Origin of the sequence: Bacillus sp. FSL M8-0166, assembly GCF_038008825.1 — a bacterium.
GTDB lineage: Bacteria > Bacillota > Bacilli > Bacillales > Bacillaceae > Bacillus > Bacillus safensis.
Window position 1 is genome coordinate 154,522 of record NZ_JBBOZZ010000001.1, and the last position, 17,283, is coordinate 171,804.

Annotated in this window: 17 protein-coding genes; 13 read left to right on the forward strand and 4 right to left on the reverse strand. The window is 42.1% G+C overall.

Annotated features, from left to right (window positions below; all coding sequences use genetic code 11):
* The first annotated feature begins 9 nt into the window (after positions 1 to 9).
* The 11 genes from ytfJ to NSS92_RS00925 all read left to right on the forward strand — a co-directional run bounded on the left by ytfJ (position 10) and on the right by NSS92_RS00925 (position 11,191).
* Complete coding sequence (gene ytfJ / locus NSS92_RS00875) at positions 10 to 462, forward strand: GerW family sporulation protein (protein ID WP_007501733.1); 453 nt, start codon at positions 10 to 12, stop codon at positions 460 to 462.
* A 112-nt stretch (positions 463 to 574) separates the two neighbouring features.
* Positions 575 to 1,075, forward strand: a complete 501-nt coding sequence (tpx, locus tag NSS92_RS00880; RefSeq protein WP_024424810.1) for a thiol peroxidase — start codon at positions 575 to 577, stop codon at positions 1,073 to 1,075.
* A gap of 88 nt (positions 1,076 to 1,163) precedes the next feature.
* Positions 1,164 to 2,138: a class I SAM-dependent methyltransferase gene (locus NSS92_RS00885; protein ID WP_047203773.1), complete on the forward strand. Its 975-nt coding sequence runs from the start codon at positions 1,164 to 1,166 to the stop codon at positions 2,136 to 2,138.
* 229 nt (positions 2,139 to 2,367) lie between these two features.
* A complete protein-coding gene (locus NSS92_RS00890; protein WP_267587135.1) occupies positions 2,368 to 3,552 on the forward strand; it encodes an acetate kinase in 1,185 nt (394 codons plus the stop codon).
* Positions 3,553 to 3,824: 272 nt separating this feature from the next.
* Complete coding sequence (locus NSS92_RS00895) at positions 3,825 to 4,334, forward strand: MogA/MoaB family molybdenum cofactor biosynthesis protein (RefSeq protein ID WP_267587136.1); 510 nt, start codon at positions 3,825 to 3,827, stop codon at positions 4,332 to 4,334.
* Between the two features lie 179 nt (positions 4,335 to 4,513).
* Complete coding sequence (locus NSS92_RS00900) at positions 4,514 to 5,725, forward strand: argininosuccinate synthase (protein WP_048239076.1); 1,212 nt, start codon at positions 4,514 to 4,516, stop codon at positions 5,723 to 5,725.
* Positions 5,722 to 7,095: an argininosuccinate lyase gene (argH, locus tag NSS92_RS00905; protein WP_340866752.1), complete on the forward strand. Its 1,374-nt coding sequence runs from the start codon at positions 5,722 to 5,724 to the stop codon at positions 7,093 to 7,095. The genes NSS92_RS00900 and argH overlap by 4 nt, the downstream gene beginning before the upstream one ends.
* Positions 7,096 to 7,213: 118 nt before the next feature.
* Entirely contained in the window at positions 7,214 to 8,116 is a 903-nt protein-coding gene (locus tag NSS92_RS00910) for a phosphotransferase (RefSeq protein ID WP_340866753.1), read from the forward strand.
* A gap of 99 nt (positions 8,117 to 8,215) precedes the next feature.
* Entirely contained in the window at positions 8,216 to 8,971 is a 756-nt protein-coding gene (locus NSS92_RS00915; RefSeq protein WP_340866754.1) for an SDR family oxidoreductase, read from the forward strand.
* Positions 8,972 to 9,038: 67 nt separating this feature from the next.
* Positions 9,039 to 9,722, forward strand: a complete 684-nt coding sequence (locus tag NSS92_RS00920) for a metal-dependent hydrolase (RefSeq protein WP_267587140.1) — start codon at positions 9,039 to 9,041, stop codon at positions 9,720 to 9,722.
* Positions 9,723 to 9,868: 146 nt separating this feature from the next.
* Positions 9,869 to 11,191 carry a CBS domain-containing protein gene (locus tag NSS92_RS00925; protein ID WP_340866755.1) on the forward strand — a complete coding sequence of 441 codons (1,323 nt, stop codon included), beginning with the start codon at positions 9,869 to 9,871 and terminating at the stop codon, positions 11,189 to 11,191.
* 37 nt (positions 11,192 to 11,228) lie between these two features.
* Here the strand turns inward: NSS92_RS00925 and NSS92_RS00930 are convergent, their stop codons facing one another.
* Positions 11,229 to 11,531: a YtpI family protein gene (locus tag NSS92_RS00930; protein ID WP_003216665.1), complete on the reverse strand. Its 303-nt coding sequence runs from the start codon at positions 11,529 to 11,531 to the stop codon at positions 11,229 to 11,231.
* 147 nt (positions 11,532 to 11,678) lie between these two features.
* Here NSS92_RS00930 and NSS92_RS00935 point away from each other — a divergent pair, with 147 nt between their 5' ends.
* Complete coding sequence (locus NSS92_RS00935) at positions 11,679 to 12,620, forward strand: DHH family phosphoesterase (RefSeq protein ID WP_024424800.1); 942 nt, start codon at positions 11,679 to 11,681, stop codon at positions 12,618 to 12,620.
* Between the two features lie 51 nt (positions 12,621 to 12,671).
* Here NSS92_RS00935 and NSS92_RS00940 read toward each other — a convergent pair whose 3' ends face one another.
* The 3 genes from NSS92_RS00940 to NSS92_RS00950 all read right to left on the reverse strand — a co-directional run bounded on the left by NSS92_RS00940 (position 12,672) and on the right by NSS92_RS00950 (position 13,807).
* Entirely contained in the window at positions 12,672 to 12,857 is a 186-nt protein-coding gene (locus NSS92_RS00940) for a hypothetical protein (RefSeq protein ID WP_003216400.1), read from the reverse strand.
* A 108-nt stretch (positions 12,858 to 12,965) separates the two neighbouring features.
* Positions 12,966 to 13,469 (reverse strand): sporulation membrane protein YtrI, encoded by a 504-nt coding sequence (ytrI, locus tag NSS92_RS00945; protein ID WP_003216226.1) that lies wholly within the window; start codon positions 13,467 to 13,469, stop codon positions 12,966 to 12,968.
* Complete coding sequence (locus NSS92_RS00950) at positions 13,466 to 13,807, reverse strand: YtrH family sporulation protein (RefSeq protein ID WP_024424798.1); 342 nt, start codon at positions 13,805 to 13,807, stop codon at positions 13,466 to 13,468. The genes ytrI and NSS92_RS00950 overlap by 4 nt, the downstream gene beginning before the upstream one ends.
* Positions 13,808 to 13,944: 137 nt before the next feature.
* Here NSS92_RS00950 and dnaE point away from each other — a divergent pair, with 137 nt between their 5' ends.
* Positions 13,945 to 17,280: a DNA polymerase III subunit alpha gene (gene dnaE, locus NSS92_RS00955; protein WP_267587141.1), complete on the forward strand. Its 3,336-nt coding sequence runs from the start codon at positions 13,945 to 13,947 to the stop codon at positions 17,278 to 17,280.
* Positions 17,281 to 17,283: the final 3 nt, after the last annotated feature.

Below are 17,283 nucleotides of genomic sequence, written 5' to 3' on the forward strand. Positions count from 1 at the left end.
AACCCGAAAATGGCAGATCATCCAATCCAAGGTCTCATGAAGACAGCGATGGAAAACTTAAAAGAAATGATAGATGTGAATACAATCATCGGCGATCCAGTCGAAACCCCTGACGGCAGTGTCATTCTCACTGTGTCAAAGGTTGGTTTTGGATTTGCAGCCGGCGGCAGTGAATTTAACGGGAACCAAAAGAAAGAAAAACGTTCTGATGAACAGGAACGAAAAGAACCAAGACTCCCATTTGGCGGCGGAAGCGGCGGCGGGGTGTCGATTACACCAATCGCCTTCTTAATTGTAGGAACAAACGGAGTTCGAATGCTTCATTTGGATGAACACACACATCTGCTCGATAAAATATTGGATTCTGCTCCTCAAGCAATTGAACGTCTTCAGCACATGTTTAAGAAGGATGAGCGGGAGCACCGTCACAAAGAACGAAAACTAGATGACATAGACCTTTAAAAAGTTAGCTGCGCTGCAGTTAACTTTTTTTTCAAAATGGACGATTAGGCTTTGCAGTTTTTTGCTTTCTCTACTATGATAGAACCATACATTTGAAAAGGGAGGAATTGTTTTGGCATCGATCACATTTAAAGGAAGTCCTGTCACGCTTGTAGGAAATGAAGTAAAAGTAGGCGAGCAGGCTCCTGATTTTACGGTATTAACGAACTCACTTGGAGAAGTTTCACTTTCTGATTTAGCAGGAAAAGTGACGATCATCTCAGTGATTCCTTCTATTGATACAGGTGTGTGTGACGCACAAACAAGACGTTTCAATGAAGAGGCAGCCGGTTTAGGTCCGGTCAATATTTATACGATTAGTGCAGATCTTCCATTTGCACAAGCACGCTGGTGCGGAGCAAACGGAATTGAAAATGTTGAAACATTATCTGATCACAGAGATATGTCATTTGGTGAAGCATTCGGAGTGTATATGAAAGAATTGCGTTTATTGGCGCGCGCAGTCTTCGTATTAGACCCTAACGGAAAAGTGGTTTACACTGAATACGTAAGTGAAGCAACGAATCACCCAAATTATGAAAAAGCCATTGAAGCTGCAAAATCACTGTTATAAAAGCAGCATCGACAAGAGCTCCGGCTTCATCCTGGGGCTCTTTTCAATGAGAACATATAGCTTTTAACAAAGCGAGGAGAGAAAAGCATTGCAGAAAGATCAAGTAAGTACGATTTTTGAACTGCTCGATACAGCTTCTATTCGATTAAAAAAGGAACAGAGCATTTCCTATATTGAAGCATTGGCAGAAGCAGGAGAAGCCTTTTTCCAAGCAAATGATCGAAACGGTTTATTAAAGGATTTAATAGAGAAAGCAGATTTTGCTTCTTATGATCATGAGCAGATTCGTAAAGCGTTTCAGCTCGCCGTATTGAAAGGCCAAAAGGATATTTCTCATCCAAATCGCCAAATGACACCAGATACGATTGGACTGTTTGTCAGCTATTTGGTGAATAAATTTTTAGAAGGTCAAAAAGAGCTTGTTGTCTTTGATCCAGCAGCGGGAACAGGAAACCTACTGCTTGCTGTCTTAAACAATCTCACGGCAGAAACAAAACGCGGCTTTGCGTCTGAAATTGATGATGTGCTCATTAAAATTGCTTGGGCACAGGCGAATTTAGAAGAGAAAGAAGTCGAGCTTTTCCATCAGGACAGTCTTGAGCCGCTTCTGATCTCACCAGTGGATGTCACTGTATGCAGCCTCCCAGTAGGCTATTATCCAAATGATGAGCGTGCAGCGGACTTTGAATTAAAGGCAAAAGAAGGACATGCCTTTGCCCATTATTTATTCATTGAACAAAGCCTGCGATATACAAAAGAAGGCGGCTTCTTATTCTTCATCATTCCAAACGACTTGTTTGAAGGAAAAGAGAGCGTACAATTAAAGGATTTCATCAAAGATCATGCGTATATGAATGCGTTAATTCAGCTGCCAGTGTCCATGTTTAAGGACAAAAAACACGCCAAAAGCTTATTTGTGATGCAGAAGAAAAAAGAAGGGCTGGAAGCACCAAAACGAATGCTGTTTGCCAATCTGCCGTCTTTCTCACAGAAGGAAGCAATGGTCGGTGTGATGAGAAAATTAGACCAGTGGTTTATAGAAGAAAAAGAAACGAAAGAATAGCCAGAGTCATTTCTGGCTATTTTACTATTCAGAAAATAACGACTTATTTATGTAAGCGATAACAGTTCGAAGGTGCACTTGAAATGCAAAGTTTTCAATGTTTAAATGAAAAAGTCAGATATTTTTCGGACTTATCGTTAAACTATAAAAGACCCGTCAAACAGGTTGAATATAGCACCGGAAAAAACGTGAAACCTTATATAACAACTGAGTAAAAGGAGCGACAGTAATGTCCAAAATTATTGCAATCAACGCAGGAAGCTCATCTCTTAAATTCCAATTGTTCGACATGCCAGAAGAAACCGTTTTAACAAAAGGTCTTGTTGAAAGAATCGGAATGGACAACAGTATCTTCACGATTTCTGTAGATGGAGAAAAGAAAACAGAAGTGACAGATATTCCAGATCACGCAGTAGCGGTCAAAATGCTGCTTGAAAAACTAACTGAATTTCACATCATCAAAGACTTTAATGAAATTGATGGCGTAGGACACCGCGTCGTTCACGGTGGAGAAAAATTCAGCGATTCTGTTGTTTTAACAGATGAAGTCATCAATGACATTGATCAGCTTTCAGAGCTTGCACCACTTCACAACCCTGCAAACGTTGTAGGAATCAAAGCATTCAAACAAATTCTGCCTGACGTACCAGCGATTGCTGTATTCGATACAGCATTCCACCAAACAATGCCAGAGCAGTCTTACCTATACAGCCTTCCATATGACTATTACAAAAACTTTGGTATTCGTAAATACGGATTCCACGGGACAAGCCACAAGTTCGTTACAGAGCGTGCAGCAGAGCTATTAGGCCGTCCTCTAGAAGAGCTTCGTTTGATTTCTTGCCACCTTGGAAATGGCGCGAGTATCGCAGCGGTTGAAGGCGGAAAATCAATCGATACATCTATGGGCTTCACACCACTTGCTGGTGTTGCAATGGGTACACGTTCAGGTAACATTGACCCTGCCCTTATTCCATTCATTATGGAAAAAACAGGACATACTGCTGAAGAAGTGCTTTCTACTTTGAATAAGAAGAGTGGTCTTTTAGGTGTGTCTGGTCTGTCAAGTGACCTTCGTGATATCGAAGAAGCAACAGAAGAAGGAAACGACCGTGCAGAAGTCGCTCTTGATATTTTTGCGAGCCGTATTCATAAATACATCGGTTCTTATGCAGCAAGAATGAATGGCGTAGATGCGATCATCTTCACAGCTGGAATCGGTGAAAACAGTTCTGAAGTAAGAGCACGTGTACTTCGTGGTCTAGAATTCATGGGCGTTTACTGGGATCCTTCCCTTAACAACATGAGAGGCGAAGAAGCATTCATCAGCTACCCGCACTCTCCTGTAAAAGTGATCGTCATCCCAACAAACGAAGAAGTAATGATTGCAAGAGACGTTATGCGTTTAGCGTAATCAAAATATTGTTGACAAAGGGCTAAAATGATCTTTATTTTAGCCTTTTGTCTTTTTTTCAGCGTGATAGAAAACCTTTGAAGTCTAGGAAGGCCGAGCATCGGAGCGGAGCGAATTTAACATTCGTGAGCACCGAAGCGCAGACCTGACACCAAATGCAAGGGTTTGTCTACACGCTGAGCTCTTTTCCTTATTGGAAAAGGGCTTTTTTCTGTTAAAAGCAGCATGCTATAATGTTGTCCAATATGAAGCAAAAGGGAGCGTTGCGAAAGATGAGCGTGACAGAACATAAACGAGAGGCGAAAGAGAGGCTTTATATAAAAGTCATTACGGTCAGTGATACAAGAACAAAAGAAACAGACAAAAGCGGCCGTCTGATGATTGATTTGCTCAAAGAACAGGGACATCTTGTTCTTGCATACGATATTGTAAAAGATAATATTGGAGCCATTCAAGACGCTGTGCTGGAAGGAACAAGCGAAGCGAAAATAGATGCCGTCTTGTTAAATGGCGGGACAGGAATTGCCGCAAGGGATGTGACCATTGAAGCCATCACCCCTCTTTTCTCCAAAGAGCTCCCTGGCTTTGGCGAAATCTTCCGCATGCTCAGTTATACAGAAGACATAGGTTCAGCCGCTATTTTGTCCCGGGCAACGGCAGGAGTCGTCAATCAAAAAGCTGTCTTTGCCTCGCCAGGATCTACCGGAGCCGTTCGTTTAGCCATGACAAAACTTGTGATTCCAGAGCTTCCTCACGTCTTACGAGAGCTTGAAAAGGATTAAACATAGCCCAAAATGACTCTGCCAAGAAAATTTGGCAGAGTTTTTTTCATAAAGGGGTTGAAAAAACAATTTTTCCTTGTTACAGTGTATACATACTAAATGCATGTTTATAAATTAAAACTTATTTTTATGCAAAAAACATTCACAGAATCAAAACAAGCGAGAGGAGCTTTTCAATCATGTCACAAAATAAAAAAGTTGTATTAGCATATTCCGGAGGTCTTGATACCTCTGTTGCAGTTAAATGGTTACAAGAGCAAGGATACGAAGTCGTTGCTTGCTGCCTTGACGTAGGTGAAGGAAAAGACCTGGCATTCGTTCAGCAAAAAGCACTTCAAGTTGGAGCCGTTCAATCATACATGATTGACGCAAAAGAAGAATTTGCTGAAGAATTCGCACTCACTGCATTACAAGCACACACAATGTATGAAGGAAAATATCCACTAGTATCTGCCCTATCCCGCCCGCTTATTGCAAAAAAATTAGTGGAAGTGGCAGAGAAAGAAAATGCAGTAGCCGTCGCTCATGGATGTACTGGAAAAGGGAACGACCAAGTTCGCTTTGAAGTATCCATTAAAGCATTAAATCCAGACCTAGAAGTTCTTGCACCAGTGCGTGAATGGAAATGGTCTCGTGATGAAGAAATCGAATATGCACAAAAACACGGTATTCCAATTCCGATTAACTTAGACAGCCCATATTCAATCGACCAAAACCTTTGGGGCAGAAGTAACGAATGTGGTATTTTAGAAGATCCTTGGGCTGCGCCGCCAGAAGGTGCATATGATCTGACAAATCCACTTGAAAAAACGCCTGACACACCTGAAATCATTGAAATCACGTTTGAAAAAGGAAAACCGACAGCGATTGACGGTATCCAGTATTCATTATCTGATCTCATCCTTCATTTAAATGAAGTCGCTGGTCAGCATGGTGTAGGCAGAATCGATCACGTTGAAAACCGTCTTGTTGGCATCAAATCTCGTGAAGTGTACGAGTGCCCAGGTGCTGTCACACTTCTTAAAGCACATAAAGAGCTTGAAGACTTAACGCTTGTCAAAGAAGTCGCACACTTTAAACCAATCGTTGAACAAAAAATGGCTGAATTAATATACAACGGCTTATGGTTCTCACCGCTTAAAGAAGCACTAGATGCATTCTTACAAGAAACACAGCAGAACGTAACAGGTGTTGTACGTGTGAAACTATTTAAAGGCCATGCCATTGTAGAAGGACGTAAATCACCATATTCACTTTACGATGAGAATCTAGCAACTTATACAAAAGCAGATGAATTTGATCATGATGCAGCTGTAGGATTTATTAACCTTTGGGGCTTACCGACAAAAGTAAACAGCATCGTGAATAAAAAGGAGCAGGTTAAAGCATGAAAAAGCTTTGGGGAGGCCGATTTCAAAAAACACCTGAAAAATGGGTCGATGAGTTTGGCGCGTCCATTCATTTCGACAAACAATTAGTCAAAGAAGATCTGACCGGCTCCCTTGCTCATGCAAGTATGCTGAATAAATGCGGTATCCTCGATGATGAGGAAGCCGCTGCGATCAAAGACGGACTGAATACGCTCATGAAAAAGGCAGAGGCGGATGAACTGGAATTCTCAGTAGATTATGAGGACATTCATTTAAACCTTGAAAAAATGCTCATTGATGAGATTGGTCCGCTTGGCGGCAAATTGCACACAGCGAGAAGCCGGAATGATCAAGTCGCAACCGATATGCACTTATATTTGAATAACCAAGTAGAGCATATCATTGAACTGATCTCTTCTTTTCAAACGGTGCTTGTAGAAAAGGCAGAACAGCACGTTGAAACAATTTTTCCAGGATATACGCACCTGCAGCGTGCACAGCCTATTTCGTTTGCCCATCATATGCTCGCCTATTTTTGGATGCTTGAGCGTGACAAAGCGCGCTTTCAAGATTCATTGAAGCGAATTAACGTGTCTCCACTTGGATGCGGAGCGTTAGCAGGAACGACATTCCCGATTGATCGTGAATATACAGCAGAGCAGCTTGGCTTTGACCACATTTACGAAAACAGCCTCGACGGTGTGAGTGACCGGGATTTCATTTTAGAGTTTTTGTCTAATAGCAGCCTTGTGATGATGCATCTCTCACGTTTTTGTGAGGAAATCATTTTATGGTGCTCGCAAGAATTCAAATTCATTGAACTCGATGACACGTATGCAACAGGCAGCAGCATGATGCCGCAGAAGAAAAACCCGGATATGGCTGAATTAATCCGCGGGAAAACAGGCCGTGTGTATGGCAACCTGATGGGGCTTCTCACGATTATGAAAGGCTTGCCGCTTACGTATAACAAAGACTTGCAAGAAGATAAGGAAGGCATGTTTGATACAGTGAAAACCATCGCTGGCAGCCTCCAAATCTTCACAGGCATGATTCAAACGATGACAGTGAACGAAAATGTCATGAAAAAGGCAACAAAAGAAGATTTCTCAAACGCGACAGAAGTGGCAGACTACCTTGCGAAAAAAGGCATGCCATTCCGTGAAGCACACGAAATCGTTGGCAAGCTTGTGTATACATGTATTCAAAAAGGTATCTATCTAAGCGATCTTCCTTTTGAAACATTTACAGAAGCAAGCGATCTTTTTGAACAAGACATTTACACTGTTCTTGATCCATATGTTGCTGTTGAAAAAAGAACAAGTGCAGGCGGAACTGGATTCAAACAAATCCAGCTCGCTCTAGAAAAAGCAAAAGCCTGCCTGGCGTAACATTTCAAAAACCATTCGTTTATACGGATGGTTTTTGTCATGGAAAAAGGAGATTGATGATCATTGGAGAAAATGAAAGCATACCGTCGTCAAGCAGAAGAGGGAGTGACAGCAGATCATGAAGAAAACGCTTGAGGCTTTGTTTCATCAACCGATCGTTTCAGTGAAAACGTTAGGAGAACAATATGACGGACGGGCTAATGATGTGTGGCTGATCTCCTTACAAGATAAAACGGAATATGTGATTAAATCTCCTAAAACTGCAAGAGAAGAAAGTGAATTTGTGTCTGGAATCAATATGATCTATGGAGTAGATGACCGTACTGTACAAGATTATATCGATCAAATCAATCAAAAGCTGTCTCATACGAATTCCTTTCTTATTCCAAAAGTTGTTCGTAAAGTGAAGAAGGCAGGGAGACAATTTTATGTCATGGAAAAAATAGAAGGGACACCTTTCACATCTTTTGAGGGACGTTCATCAGACTTTTATAAGGATTACGGGAGGAAACTAGCATATCTTCATTCATATCGAACTGACTTTTTTGGTGCAGTATACGGTGCTGAAAAGAAGCATTTGAGAGAATTCCATGCTGTGTTAAAAAAGGCTGTATCCAAACTCATAGACCGCTATTACGCGGATCAGCCTGAATTTCACTGTTATGCAGAATTTGTGCAGCAAAAGATTGAAAAGCTAAGGACTCCTGAGTCAGCCTGTCTCATTTTAATTGATTTAGATCCGTCTCAATATATTGAAAAAGATGATCAAGTGACGAGTTTAGTTGATACGGAATATGTCGTATTTGGACCAGCAGCGTTTGATTTTATTGCATTGGAATACCTTTTGACAAAAGAAGCTGCCCGCAATGTTCAATTGGGCTATGAAGAGATTTGTCCGCTTCCTCATGATCTTCATGAGGTGAGAGAATGCTATCGTTTTGTTTCGCTGCTCCTCGATATCCATGGCTCATGGGATATGAAACAGTGGATGAATCACCCTATACTGTTTTACCCGTATTGATAAAGGGTTCATAAGTGCGCCAGTTGACGGTTTATAGTAAAGTAAAAGATAAGATAAGAAATACGTGAACTTGCAACCTTTGCTTTAGGAGGAGATTGTGTGCGACACGCATTAATAACAGCGGGTTCTAAAGGACTTGGCCGGAAAGTCACCGAGTCTTTACTGAATATGGGGTATTCTGTGACAGTGAATTATCGAAGTGATGATGAAGCTGTCCGGCAGATGAAAGAAGAATTACAGCAGTACGAAGATAAGCTTCAATTTGTCCAAGGTGATGTGACAAAAAAAGAAGATTTAAAAAACATGGTAGAGCTGGCAGCAGAGCGATTTGGGCGGATTGATGCCTTAATTAACAATGCTGGTCCTTATATTTTTGAACGAAAAAAACTGGCGGATTACTCTGAAGATGAATGGTATCAAATGTTGGAAGGCAACCTATCAGCAGTATTCCATTTGTTCCGAATGGTCATCCCAATGATGAGAAAACAAGGCTTTGGCCGCATTATCACTTATGGCTTCCAAGGTGCAGACCATGCGCCAGGCTGGATGCACAGATCAGCCTTTGGAGCGGCAAAAGTGGGCCTTGCGTCATTGACGAAAACCATTGCGATTGAAGAAGCCGAAAATGGCATCACGGCCAATATGGTGTGTCCAGGCAAAATCGTTGGAGACATGAAAGAATCGACAATAGAGGAAGCCCGTCAAATCAAAGACGATGAAACGCCTATAGGCAGGTCTGGCACTGGAGAGGATATTGGACGTATCATCTCATTTCTATGCGATGACCGTTCAGATCTTATTACAGGGACCGTCATTGAAGCAACAGGTGGTCTTAACGTGATTCACAGGCATTAAGTTTTTCAGCTTTTTATAGAGGGAATAAATGATATGAGATCAAAATTTGAAAGGTGGATATACTTACATGAAAGCTACATATCATGGACATTCAGTTGTACACATTGAAACAAACGGATACCATATTTGGATTGATCCATTTTTAAATGGAAATAAGCACACAGATATTAAACCGCAAGATGTGAAAGCAGATGTCATTTTGCTGACACACGGGCATGGAGATCACCTCGGTGACACCATTGAAATTGCTAAAAATAATGACGCTCTCGTCGTTGCGCCAAATGAGCTTGCCGTTTATTTAAGCTGGCAAGGGGTGAAAACGCACCCGCTTCATATCGGCGGCGGACGTGAGTTTGAATTTGGTAAAGTGAAGCTCACGCAAGCGTTCCACGGTTCAGCTGTCATTGATGAAGAGGCACAGACGATTACGTATACAGGGATGCCATCAGGTATTTTATTTACCGCAGAGGGCAAAACAATTTATCATGCAGGAGACACTGCACTCTTTTCAGATATGAAACTGATTGGTGAGCTGAATCATATTGAGCTCGCATTCCTTCCAATTGGTGATAACTTCACGATGGGACCGGAGGATGCAAGAATCGCAGCAGAATGGCTGCGGGCAAAACAGGTCGTTCCGATTCACTACAGCACATTCCCGCCAATTGAACAGGATCCGCATGCATTTGCAGACAGCCTGCATGGCGGCGTCGGTCATGTGTTAAACAGCGGGGAATCAATCGAGATTTAATCCTCATATGAAAAAGCTGGCACACAAATGCCGGCTTTTTTGTTTGCCTTCATCTGCTGAAAGAAAAGACAAATTGCTATTAAAAGCCTCCTGCCCTTATAATGAAACATAGATGAAAACGCTGAAAACAAAAAGGGTGAACGGGATTGGCGACAAAGCATGAGCAAATTTTATCGTATATTGATTCATTAGATGTCGGGGAGAAAATCTCTGTCCGGCGCATAGCGAAAGAAATGAAAGTGAGTGAAGGCACCGCTTACCGGGCCATCAAAGATGCTGAAAATAAAGGATTCGTCAGTACCATTGAACGAGTCGGCACCATTCGAATTGAACAAAAGAAAAAAGAAAATATTGAAAAACTGACATATGCTGAAGTGGTCAATGTCATTGATGGACAGGTCCTTGGAGGGCGCGCCGGCTTACATAAAACGTTAAACAAATTTGTCATCGGAGCGATGGAGCTGGACGCAATGATGCGCTATACGGCAGCTGGCAACCTGCTCATCGTCGGAAACCGGATCAATGCCCATAGGCAGGCATTAGAGGCAGGAGCGGCTGTGCTGGTCACAGGCGGATTCTCAACAGATGATGAAATCATTCAGCTCGCAGATGAGCTGGAGCTGCCGATTTTATCGACAAGCTACGATACATTTACCGTAGCGGCCCTCATAAACAGAGCCATTTATGACCAATTAATTAAAAAAGAGATTGTGCTGGTGGAAGATATTTTAACGCCGATAGAACGGACGGTGTATTTATCACCAGAGGATAAGCTTGAAAAATGGTATGAAAAGAATTATGAAACTGGCCACGGCCGTTTCCCCGTCGCAGATGATCAAATGAAGATTCACGGAATCCTCACCTCAAAGGATATTGCGGGGCATGACCGCTCCACACCGATTGAAAAGGTGATGACGAAAAATCCGCTGACGGTCATTGGCAAGACATCTGTCGCCTCAGCTGCACAAATGATGGTGTGGGAAGGCATTGAGGTGCTGCCAGTTGTGGATGATCATGCGAAGCTGATTGGTATGATCAGCCGTCAGGATGTGCTCAAGGCGCTCCAAATGATTCAAAAGCAGCCGCAGGTCGGAGAAAAGCTGGATGATGTTGTCTCAAGAGGGTTTAAAGAAACCGATACAGATAAACCAAAAGCAGATGCGGTTTATCAATACGAGGTCACTCCGCAAATGACGAACCAGCTTGGAAACATTTCATATGGGGTGTTCACACAAATTTTAATCGAATCTGCCAACCGCTTCTTAAAATCTCATAAAAAGGGCGAACTGATCGTCGAGAGTCTCTCTGTCTATTTCTTAAAGCCGGTCCAAATGGAATCCACAATCCAGATCAAGCCGAATATTTTAGAAGTAGGACGCAAGTTTGGAAAGCTGGAAGTCGAGGTGTACCATCAATCGAATATCGTAGGCAAAGCGATGCTGATGGTGCAGCTGATGGAGAGGGGATAATGATAAAAAGGGCGAACTCATGTCGCCCCTTTCCTTATTACGCGTGATCTTTTTCGCCTTCCTTTAAAAAGAGCGGAAGATAATGCTTGTAGGCTTTATACCCAGCCCATGTACTGCCGATACCGACAGCAACAAAAATAAATCCGATGACAAATGCGAGTGACGAGCGGTTTAAAAATAATTGATTCACACCGAAGAGCAGGACAAAGCAGCCAAGTGCCATACTGGATTTCGCCGACCAGAATTTTTTCTCGACTGGCCGGTTCGTACGGACATTTTTTGCTTTGTAGTATAAATAAAACATGGCAGAACAAATAATAAACACAATCAAAACAAGCATGTGCCAAGCCTCCATTGTAAGTGGTTACAACCCTATTTTAAACGTAAATAGGCTTGCTTACTAGAATAAATTGTCTATTCCTCACTTTTCCGTCACGATAGATTATGATTTAATAATAAAAAGAGTATCGCATGAGAAGGAGTTTTTATGAAAAAAGAACTGATTAGAACCATATCATTATATGACACCATCATCATCCATAGACATGTAAGACCAGATCCTGATGCGTATGGATCGCAGTGCGGCCTTACGGAAATCTTGCGTGCCACCTATCCAGAAAAAAATATTTATGCGACAGGAACGCCTGAGCCATCCCTTTCATTTTTATATGAACTCGATGAGGTACCAGACGATGTGTATAAAGGGGCCCTTGTCATTGTCTGTGATACGGCCAATCAAGCAAGAATCGATGATCAGCGCTATTTAATGGGCGATAAGCTGATGAAAATCGACCATCACCCGAATGAAGATCCTTATGGTGATTTGCTTTGGGTGGATACAGAGGCAAGCTCTGTGAGCGAGATGATTTATGAATTGTACTTAGAGGGGAAAGAAGAAGGATATCAGCTGAATACAAAGGCGGCTGAATTGATCTATGCCGGCATTGTAGGAGACACAGGACGCTTCCTTTTCCCAAACACAACGAAAAAGACACTCAAATATGCAGGGGAACTCATCGAATATCCATTTTCATCTTCAGATCTTTTCAATCAATTGTATGAGACAGATTTGAATGTCGTGAAATTAAATGGCTATATTTTTCAACATATTTCTTTGTCAGAGAACGGGGTTGCATCTGTTTTCATTAAGCGTGAAATTCTGGAATCGTTCCAAACAACAGCGCAGCAAGCCTCACAGCTTGTTGGGACACTAGGAAATATTGCAGGCATTAAGGCATGGGTCTTTTTTGTGGAAGAAAACGATCAGATTCGTGTTAGATTCCGCTCTAAAGGTGTCGTCATTAACACCATTGCGAAAAAATATCATGGAGGCGGCCACCCGCTTGCAGCCGGTGCGTCCATTTATGATTGGGCCGTAGCAGATGAGATTTTGCGTGATTTAGAAGAAGTATGTAAATCATCATCATAAGAGAGGAGGGATATTAAGTCCCTTCTCTCTTTTTTGTCATGGAGAAAAGGGTTACTTGCATACAGGGATAAACCAGCAGCCGATGTCTGTTGAATCTTCATAGGCTTGGAGATTTTGATGCTTTAATTCTTTTTTAATTAAATGAGCCATCATTTCTGTCTCAGCATAAGCACACATGCCGTCTTTGATCCGGCTTGCTTTGTCTCGTGCCATTTGACGATAGCTGTAAACCTCCATTGTCCTCACCTCTTTCTATTTAAGATCTCGTTCTACTTTTAGTGTATAAAAATGAAGCGTGAAAAGCGATCATTGAGGGCAGAAATTCATAAAAATTCCACAACCTGTTTATTCAGCAAATGAAATACGTACTTCTAGTGAAAGCTTCGTATAAATTGTCAGCTCTGTCACTTTGGCGCGGTATGCCTTTTCCCGAATGGTATATTCTTTATTTTCCACTGTCCGTTTTAGTAATTCCTTTGTTTTATAGACACTTTCAATATCCTTTGTAATGACTTCTGAGATATCCTCCTTGACCTGATCTTCAAACTTTAGCGTATCTGGCTCTGGGATTTTATATTGCTCACGATTCACGAGATGAACATCTACGCTTTGAATCAGCAGCCGCTTCTTATTATCCTCATTTAACTTATGCAGATCTTCCCGATAGAGTGTGATTTGTTCTTTCAGACTGTCCATATGATGCTGCTGGCTTCTCAGCAGTGTCACTTGCTTTTCCTGAAAGGTTCCGTATGTAAAGAGAAAAATAAGCCAGCTTACAATCGCACCAAACATCATTCCCGCAAAAAAACGCTGCCAGCCTGGGCGTTTATACAGCTCCGGCACCCTCATGATGACACATGCTCCTGGGTGAGCCACGTAATAATGAGATACCCCGTTTGTGCACCGCCCATGGCAGAGATAATTAATAAAATCTGCTTGAAAATATCACGCGTGTTTCCTTCGAAAATGCCTCGTTCAAAGCTATAAACAGCATCAAATGTTCCGCCGATAGCGGCGACAAGCGCCCAAATTTTTAAACGGTTGGCAAGACTAGTAATAATGGATAAAGGCGGCTGACCAGATAAATACGCACCAACACCGCCTATGATAGCACCACCCAAAATGACCCCAAGGGCGATAAAATAACAGCTGATAAAATTCGGAATAAAAGCTTCCTTCACATCCATTTTGTCCACCTCACTCTATTCAATATATGGTGTGTGCTGGACAAGTATGAACAGAGAGAAAAGAAAGAACATTTGTTTCTCACCGCATCGCGTTTTATAATGAAAGAATGACTTTAGACGAAAGGAGTGGATTAAGCATGTCTTATGTTCATCTTCAGGTCCACAGTGGATACAGCTTGTTAAGCAGTGCAGCTAAAGTAAAGGAGCTTGTGCTGAAAGCAAAAGAACTTGGCTGCAAGGCGCTCGCTCTTACCGATGACCATGTGATGTATGGAACGGTTGAATTTTATAAGGAATGTAAAAAACATGGCATCAAGCCGGTTATCGGTTTAACAGCTTCTGTCTTCATAGATGAACAAGAGACAGAGGCTTATCCCTTGGTACTCCTTGCAAAAAACAATGAAGGCTATCAAAATCTGATCAAAATCAGCAGTGTGCTGAAATCAAAATCAAAAGCCGGACTGAAAGAAAAATGGCTCAAAAGCTATCACCGCGGGCTCATTGCCATCACACCAGGCGCATCTGGCTATATCGAAACGCTTTTGCAGCATGATCAGATAGAAGAAGCGCGTGAAGCCGCAAAACAATTGAAGCATATATTCGGCGAGGGACATGTGTATATCGCACTTCAGCCATTTCAACAAGACGAATCGCTCGCCGGCAAACTGCGGGACGTCTCACAAAGTGCGGACATTCCTCTTGTTGCGACGGGGGATGTTCACTACATCAATCGAGAAGACAAAATGGCTTATACGTGTTTAAAAGCCATTAAAGCGGGGGAGCAGCTTTCAGAGATAGAGGAAGACCGAGGAGAAAAGCATTTCAGATCCTTTGAAGAAATGTTGGAATGGTATAGAGATGATCGAGAGCTGCTGACAAGAACGGTAGAGATTGCAGACCGCTGTGAAGTCGATTTAAATCTTGGACAGACAAAACTCCCATCCTATCCAACTCCTGATCAATCAACAGCAGATCAGTTTTTACGCAGAGTGTGCGCAGAAGGGATGAAGCAAAGAAAGATTGCTTCACATGACATGTATGTCAAAAGGCTTGAATATGAACTGAGCATTATCCAAAAAATGAATTTCAGTGATTATTTTCTCATTGTGTGGGATTTTATGAAGTATGCGCATGACAAAGGGATTGTCACAGGCCCTGGACGGGGATCAGCAGCGGGTTCACTTGTTGCGTATGTTCTGTTTATTACGGATGTCGATCCGATCCGTCACGGTCTTTTATTTGAGCGTTTTTTAAATCCAGAGCGAATCAGTATGCCAGATATTGATATTGATTTCCCCGACACGAGAAGAGATGAAATCATTTCTTATGTAAAAGACAAATACGGAGACATGCATGTGGCGCAAATTGTCACGTTTGGAACACTTGCAGCCAAGGCTGCTTTAAGGGATGTTGGACGTGTGATGGGAATTGATTCAAAGGCAGCGGACCGTCTTGCCAAGCTGATCCCATCAAAGCCAGGAACGACGCTGAAAGAAGCGGTGACTGCATCTCCTGAATTAAAAACGATGCTTCAGCAATCCGAAGAGCTTCGAAAGGTGTTCCAAACTGCTTTAAAAGTAGAAGGCTTGCCAAGACACACCTCGACACATGCAGCTGGCGTTGTGCTGAGCGAGGAGCCGCTGACAGAGGTCGTTCCGATTCAAGACGGCCATGAAGGTGTGTATTTAACGCAGTATGCCATGAATTATTTAGAAGATCTCGGACTTTTAAAGATGGATTTCTTAGGGCTCAGAAACTTAACATTAATTGAATCCATTAAAAACCAGATTGAAAGACAGGAAAACGTCCACATTAACTTTAGTGACATTTCATATGAGGATCAGAAAACGTTTGAATTGTTATCCGCGGGAGATACAACTGGAATATTCCAGCTTGAATCACAGGGAATGCGTCAGGTGCTGAGACGCCTGAAACCGTCTAGTTTAGAAGACATCGTAGCGGTCAATGCCCTCTATCGTCCAGGTCCAATGGAAAATATCCCGCTTTTTATCGACCGAAAGCATGGCAGAGTCAAGGTCTCCTATCCTCATCCTGATTTGTATGACATATTAAAGGATACATATGGGGTCATCGTCTATCAGGAGCAAATCATGCTGATTGCAGCGAAGATGGCTGGTTTTCAGCTGGGCGAGGCAGATCTATTAAGAAGAGCTGTTTCGAAGAAGGATAAAAAGGTCCTTGATGAAGAGCGAAGCCATTTTGTTGAAGGATGCCTAAAAAAGGAGTATCCTGTTAACATTGCAAATGACGTTTATGACTTAATCGTCAAATTTGCAAACTATGGTTTTAATAGAAGCCATGCTGTTGCATATAGCATGATTGGCTTTCAGCTTGCTTATTTAAAAGCGCATTATCCGTTATATTTTATGTGCGGTCTTTTAACGAGTGTAATTGGAAATGAAGACAAAATTGCTCAATATTTCTATGAGGCGAAGGAAAAAGGGATATCTGTGTTGAAGCCTTCTATTAATAAGAGTGAATTTCCATTTACGGTTGAAAAAGGGGAGATCCGCTACAGCTTAAGAGCGATCAAAAATGTCGGAGTGTCAGCTGTAAAGGATATATACAGAGCAAGACAGGAAAAGCCGTTTGAAGATTTATTTGATTTTTGCGCAAGAGTATCACCAAAGAGTGTCAACCGAAAAACGATAGAAGCGCTCATTTTTTCAGGGGCGATGGATGAATTTTATCCCAATCGTGCTTCGTTATTAGCATCGATAGATATTGCGTTAGATCACGTGTCATTTTTAAATCCAGAGGATCAGCTGGACTTTCTTGGGGATACAACCTTCTCCATTAAGCCAAAATATGCGGAGATAGAAGAAATGCCGCTTGTTGATCTCCTGCAATTTGAAAAAGAGGCACTCGGGTTATATTTATCAAATCACCCAGTACAAGCGTACCGAGACCGCTTAAGAGAGAATGGTGCAGTGGAAATCATCAGACTTTCTTCCTATATAAAGCGTAAAATCTCAATGGGTGGTCTTTTGACAAAAGTGAAATCGATTCGGACAAAAAATGGACAATCGATGGCATTTGTTACATTTGGGGATGAAACGGGAGAAATGGAAGGCGTCGTCTTTCCAGAGCAATTTAGAAAGCTGTCCCCCTTGCTTGAGGAGGGCACCATGCTTTATGTTGAAGGCAGAGTAGAGGTCAGAAATGACAGCAGTCAAATCATCGTGCAAGAAGCTGCTTTGCTGGAAGAGATGGACGCAAAAAGAAAAGAGTCTGTCTACATTCGGGTGAAAGAAGAGAATCACACGCAGGAGCTGTTAGAGCAAGTAAAACGAGTCCTCTCGATGCACAGCGGAGAAGCAGATGTCTATTTGTATTATGAGAAGCAAAAAAAGACGATGAGACTTCCAGATGCATACAAAGTTCATGCAGATCATGCTGTGATTTTCCAGTTAAAAGAGCTGCTCGGTGAACAAAACGTTGTGATTAAATGATGA

Coding starts and splice junctions, on each gene's coding strand:
- ytfJ (WP_007501733.1), top strand. CDS start 10: ATGGCAGATCATCCAATCCAAGGTCTCATGAAGACAGCGATGGAAAAC.
- NSS92_RS00890 (WP_267587135.1), top strand. CDS start 2,368: ATGTCCAAAATTATTGCAATCAACGCAGGAAGCTCATCTCTTAAATTC.
- NSS92_RS00895 (WP_267587136.1), top strand. CDS start 3,825: ATGAGCGTGACAGAACATAAACGAGAGGCGAAAGAGAGGCTTTATATA.
- NSS92_RS00900 (WP_048239076.1), top strand. CDS start 4,514: ATGTCACAAAATAAAAAAGTTGTATTAGCATATTCCGGAGGTCTTGAT.
- argH (WP_340866752.1), top strand. CDS start 5,722: ATGAAAAAGCTTTGGGGAGGCCGATTTCAAAAAACACCTGAAAAATGG.
- NSS92_RS00910 (WP_340866753.1), top strand. CDS start 7,214: ATGAAGAAAACGCTTGAGGCTTTGTTTCATCAACCGATCGTTTCAGTG.
- NSS92_RS00920 (WP_267587140.1), top strand. CDS start 9,039: ATGAAAGCTACATATCATGGACATTCAGTTGTACACATTGAAACAAAC.
- NSS92_RS00930 (WP_003216665.1), bottom strand. CDS start 11,531: ATGCTTGTTTTGATTGTGTTTATTATTTGTTCTGCCATGTTTTATTTA.
- NSS92_RS00935 (WP_024424800.1), top strand. CDS start 11,679: ATGAAAAAAGAACTGATTAGAACCATATCATTATATGACACCATCATC.
- NSS92_RS00940 (WP_003216400.1), bottom strand. CDS start 12,857: ATGGAGGTTTACAGCTATCGTCAAATGGCACGAGACAAAGCAAGCCGG.
- ytrI (WP_003216226.1), bottom strand. CDS start 13,469: ATGAGGGTGCCGGAGCTGTATAAACGCCCAGGCTGGCAGCGTTTTTTT.
- NSS92_RS00950 (WP_024424798.1), bottom strand. CDS start 13,807: ATGGATGTGAAGGAAGCTTTTATTCCGAATTTTATCAGCTGTTATTTT.
- dnaE (WP_267587141.1), top strand. CDS start 13,945: ATGTCTTATGTTCATCTTCAGGTCCACAGTGGATACAGCTTGTTAAGC.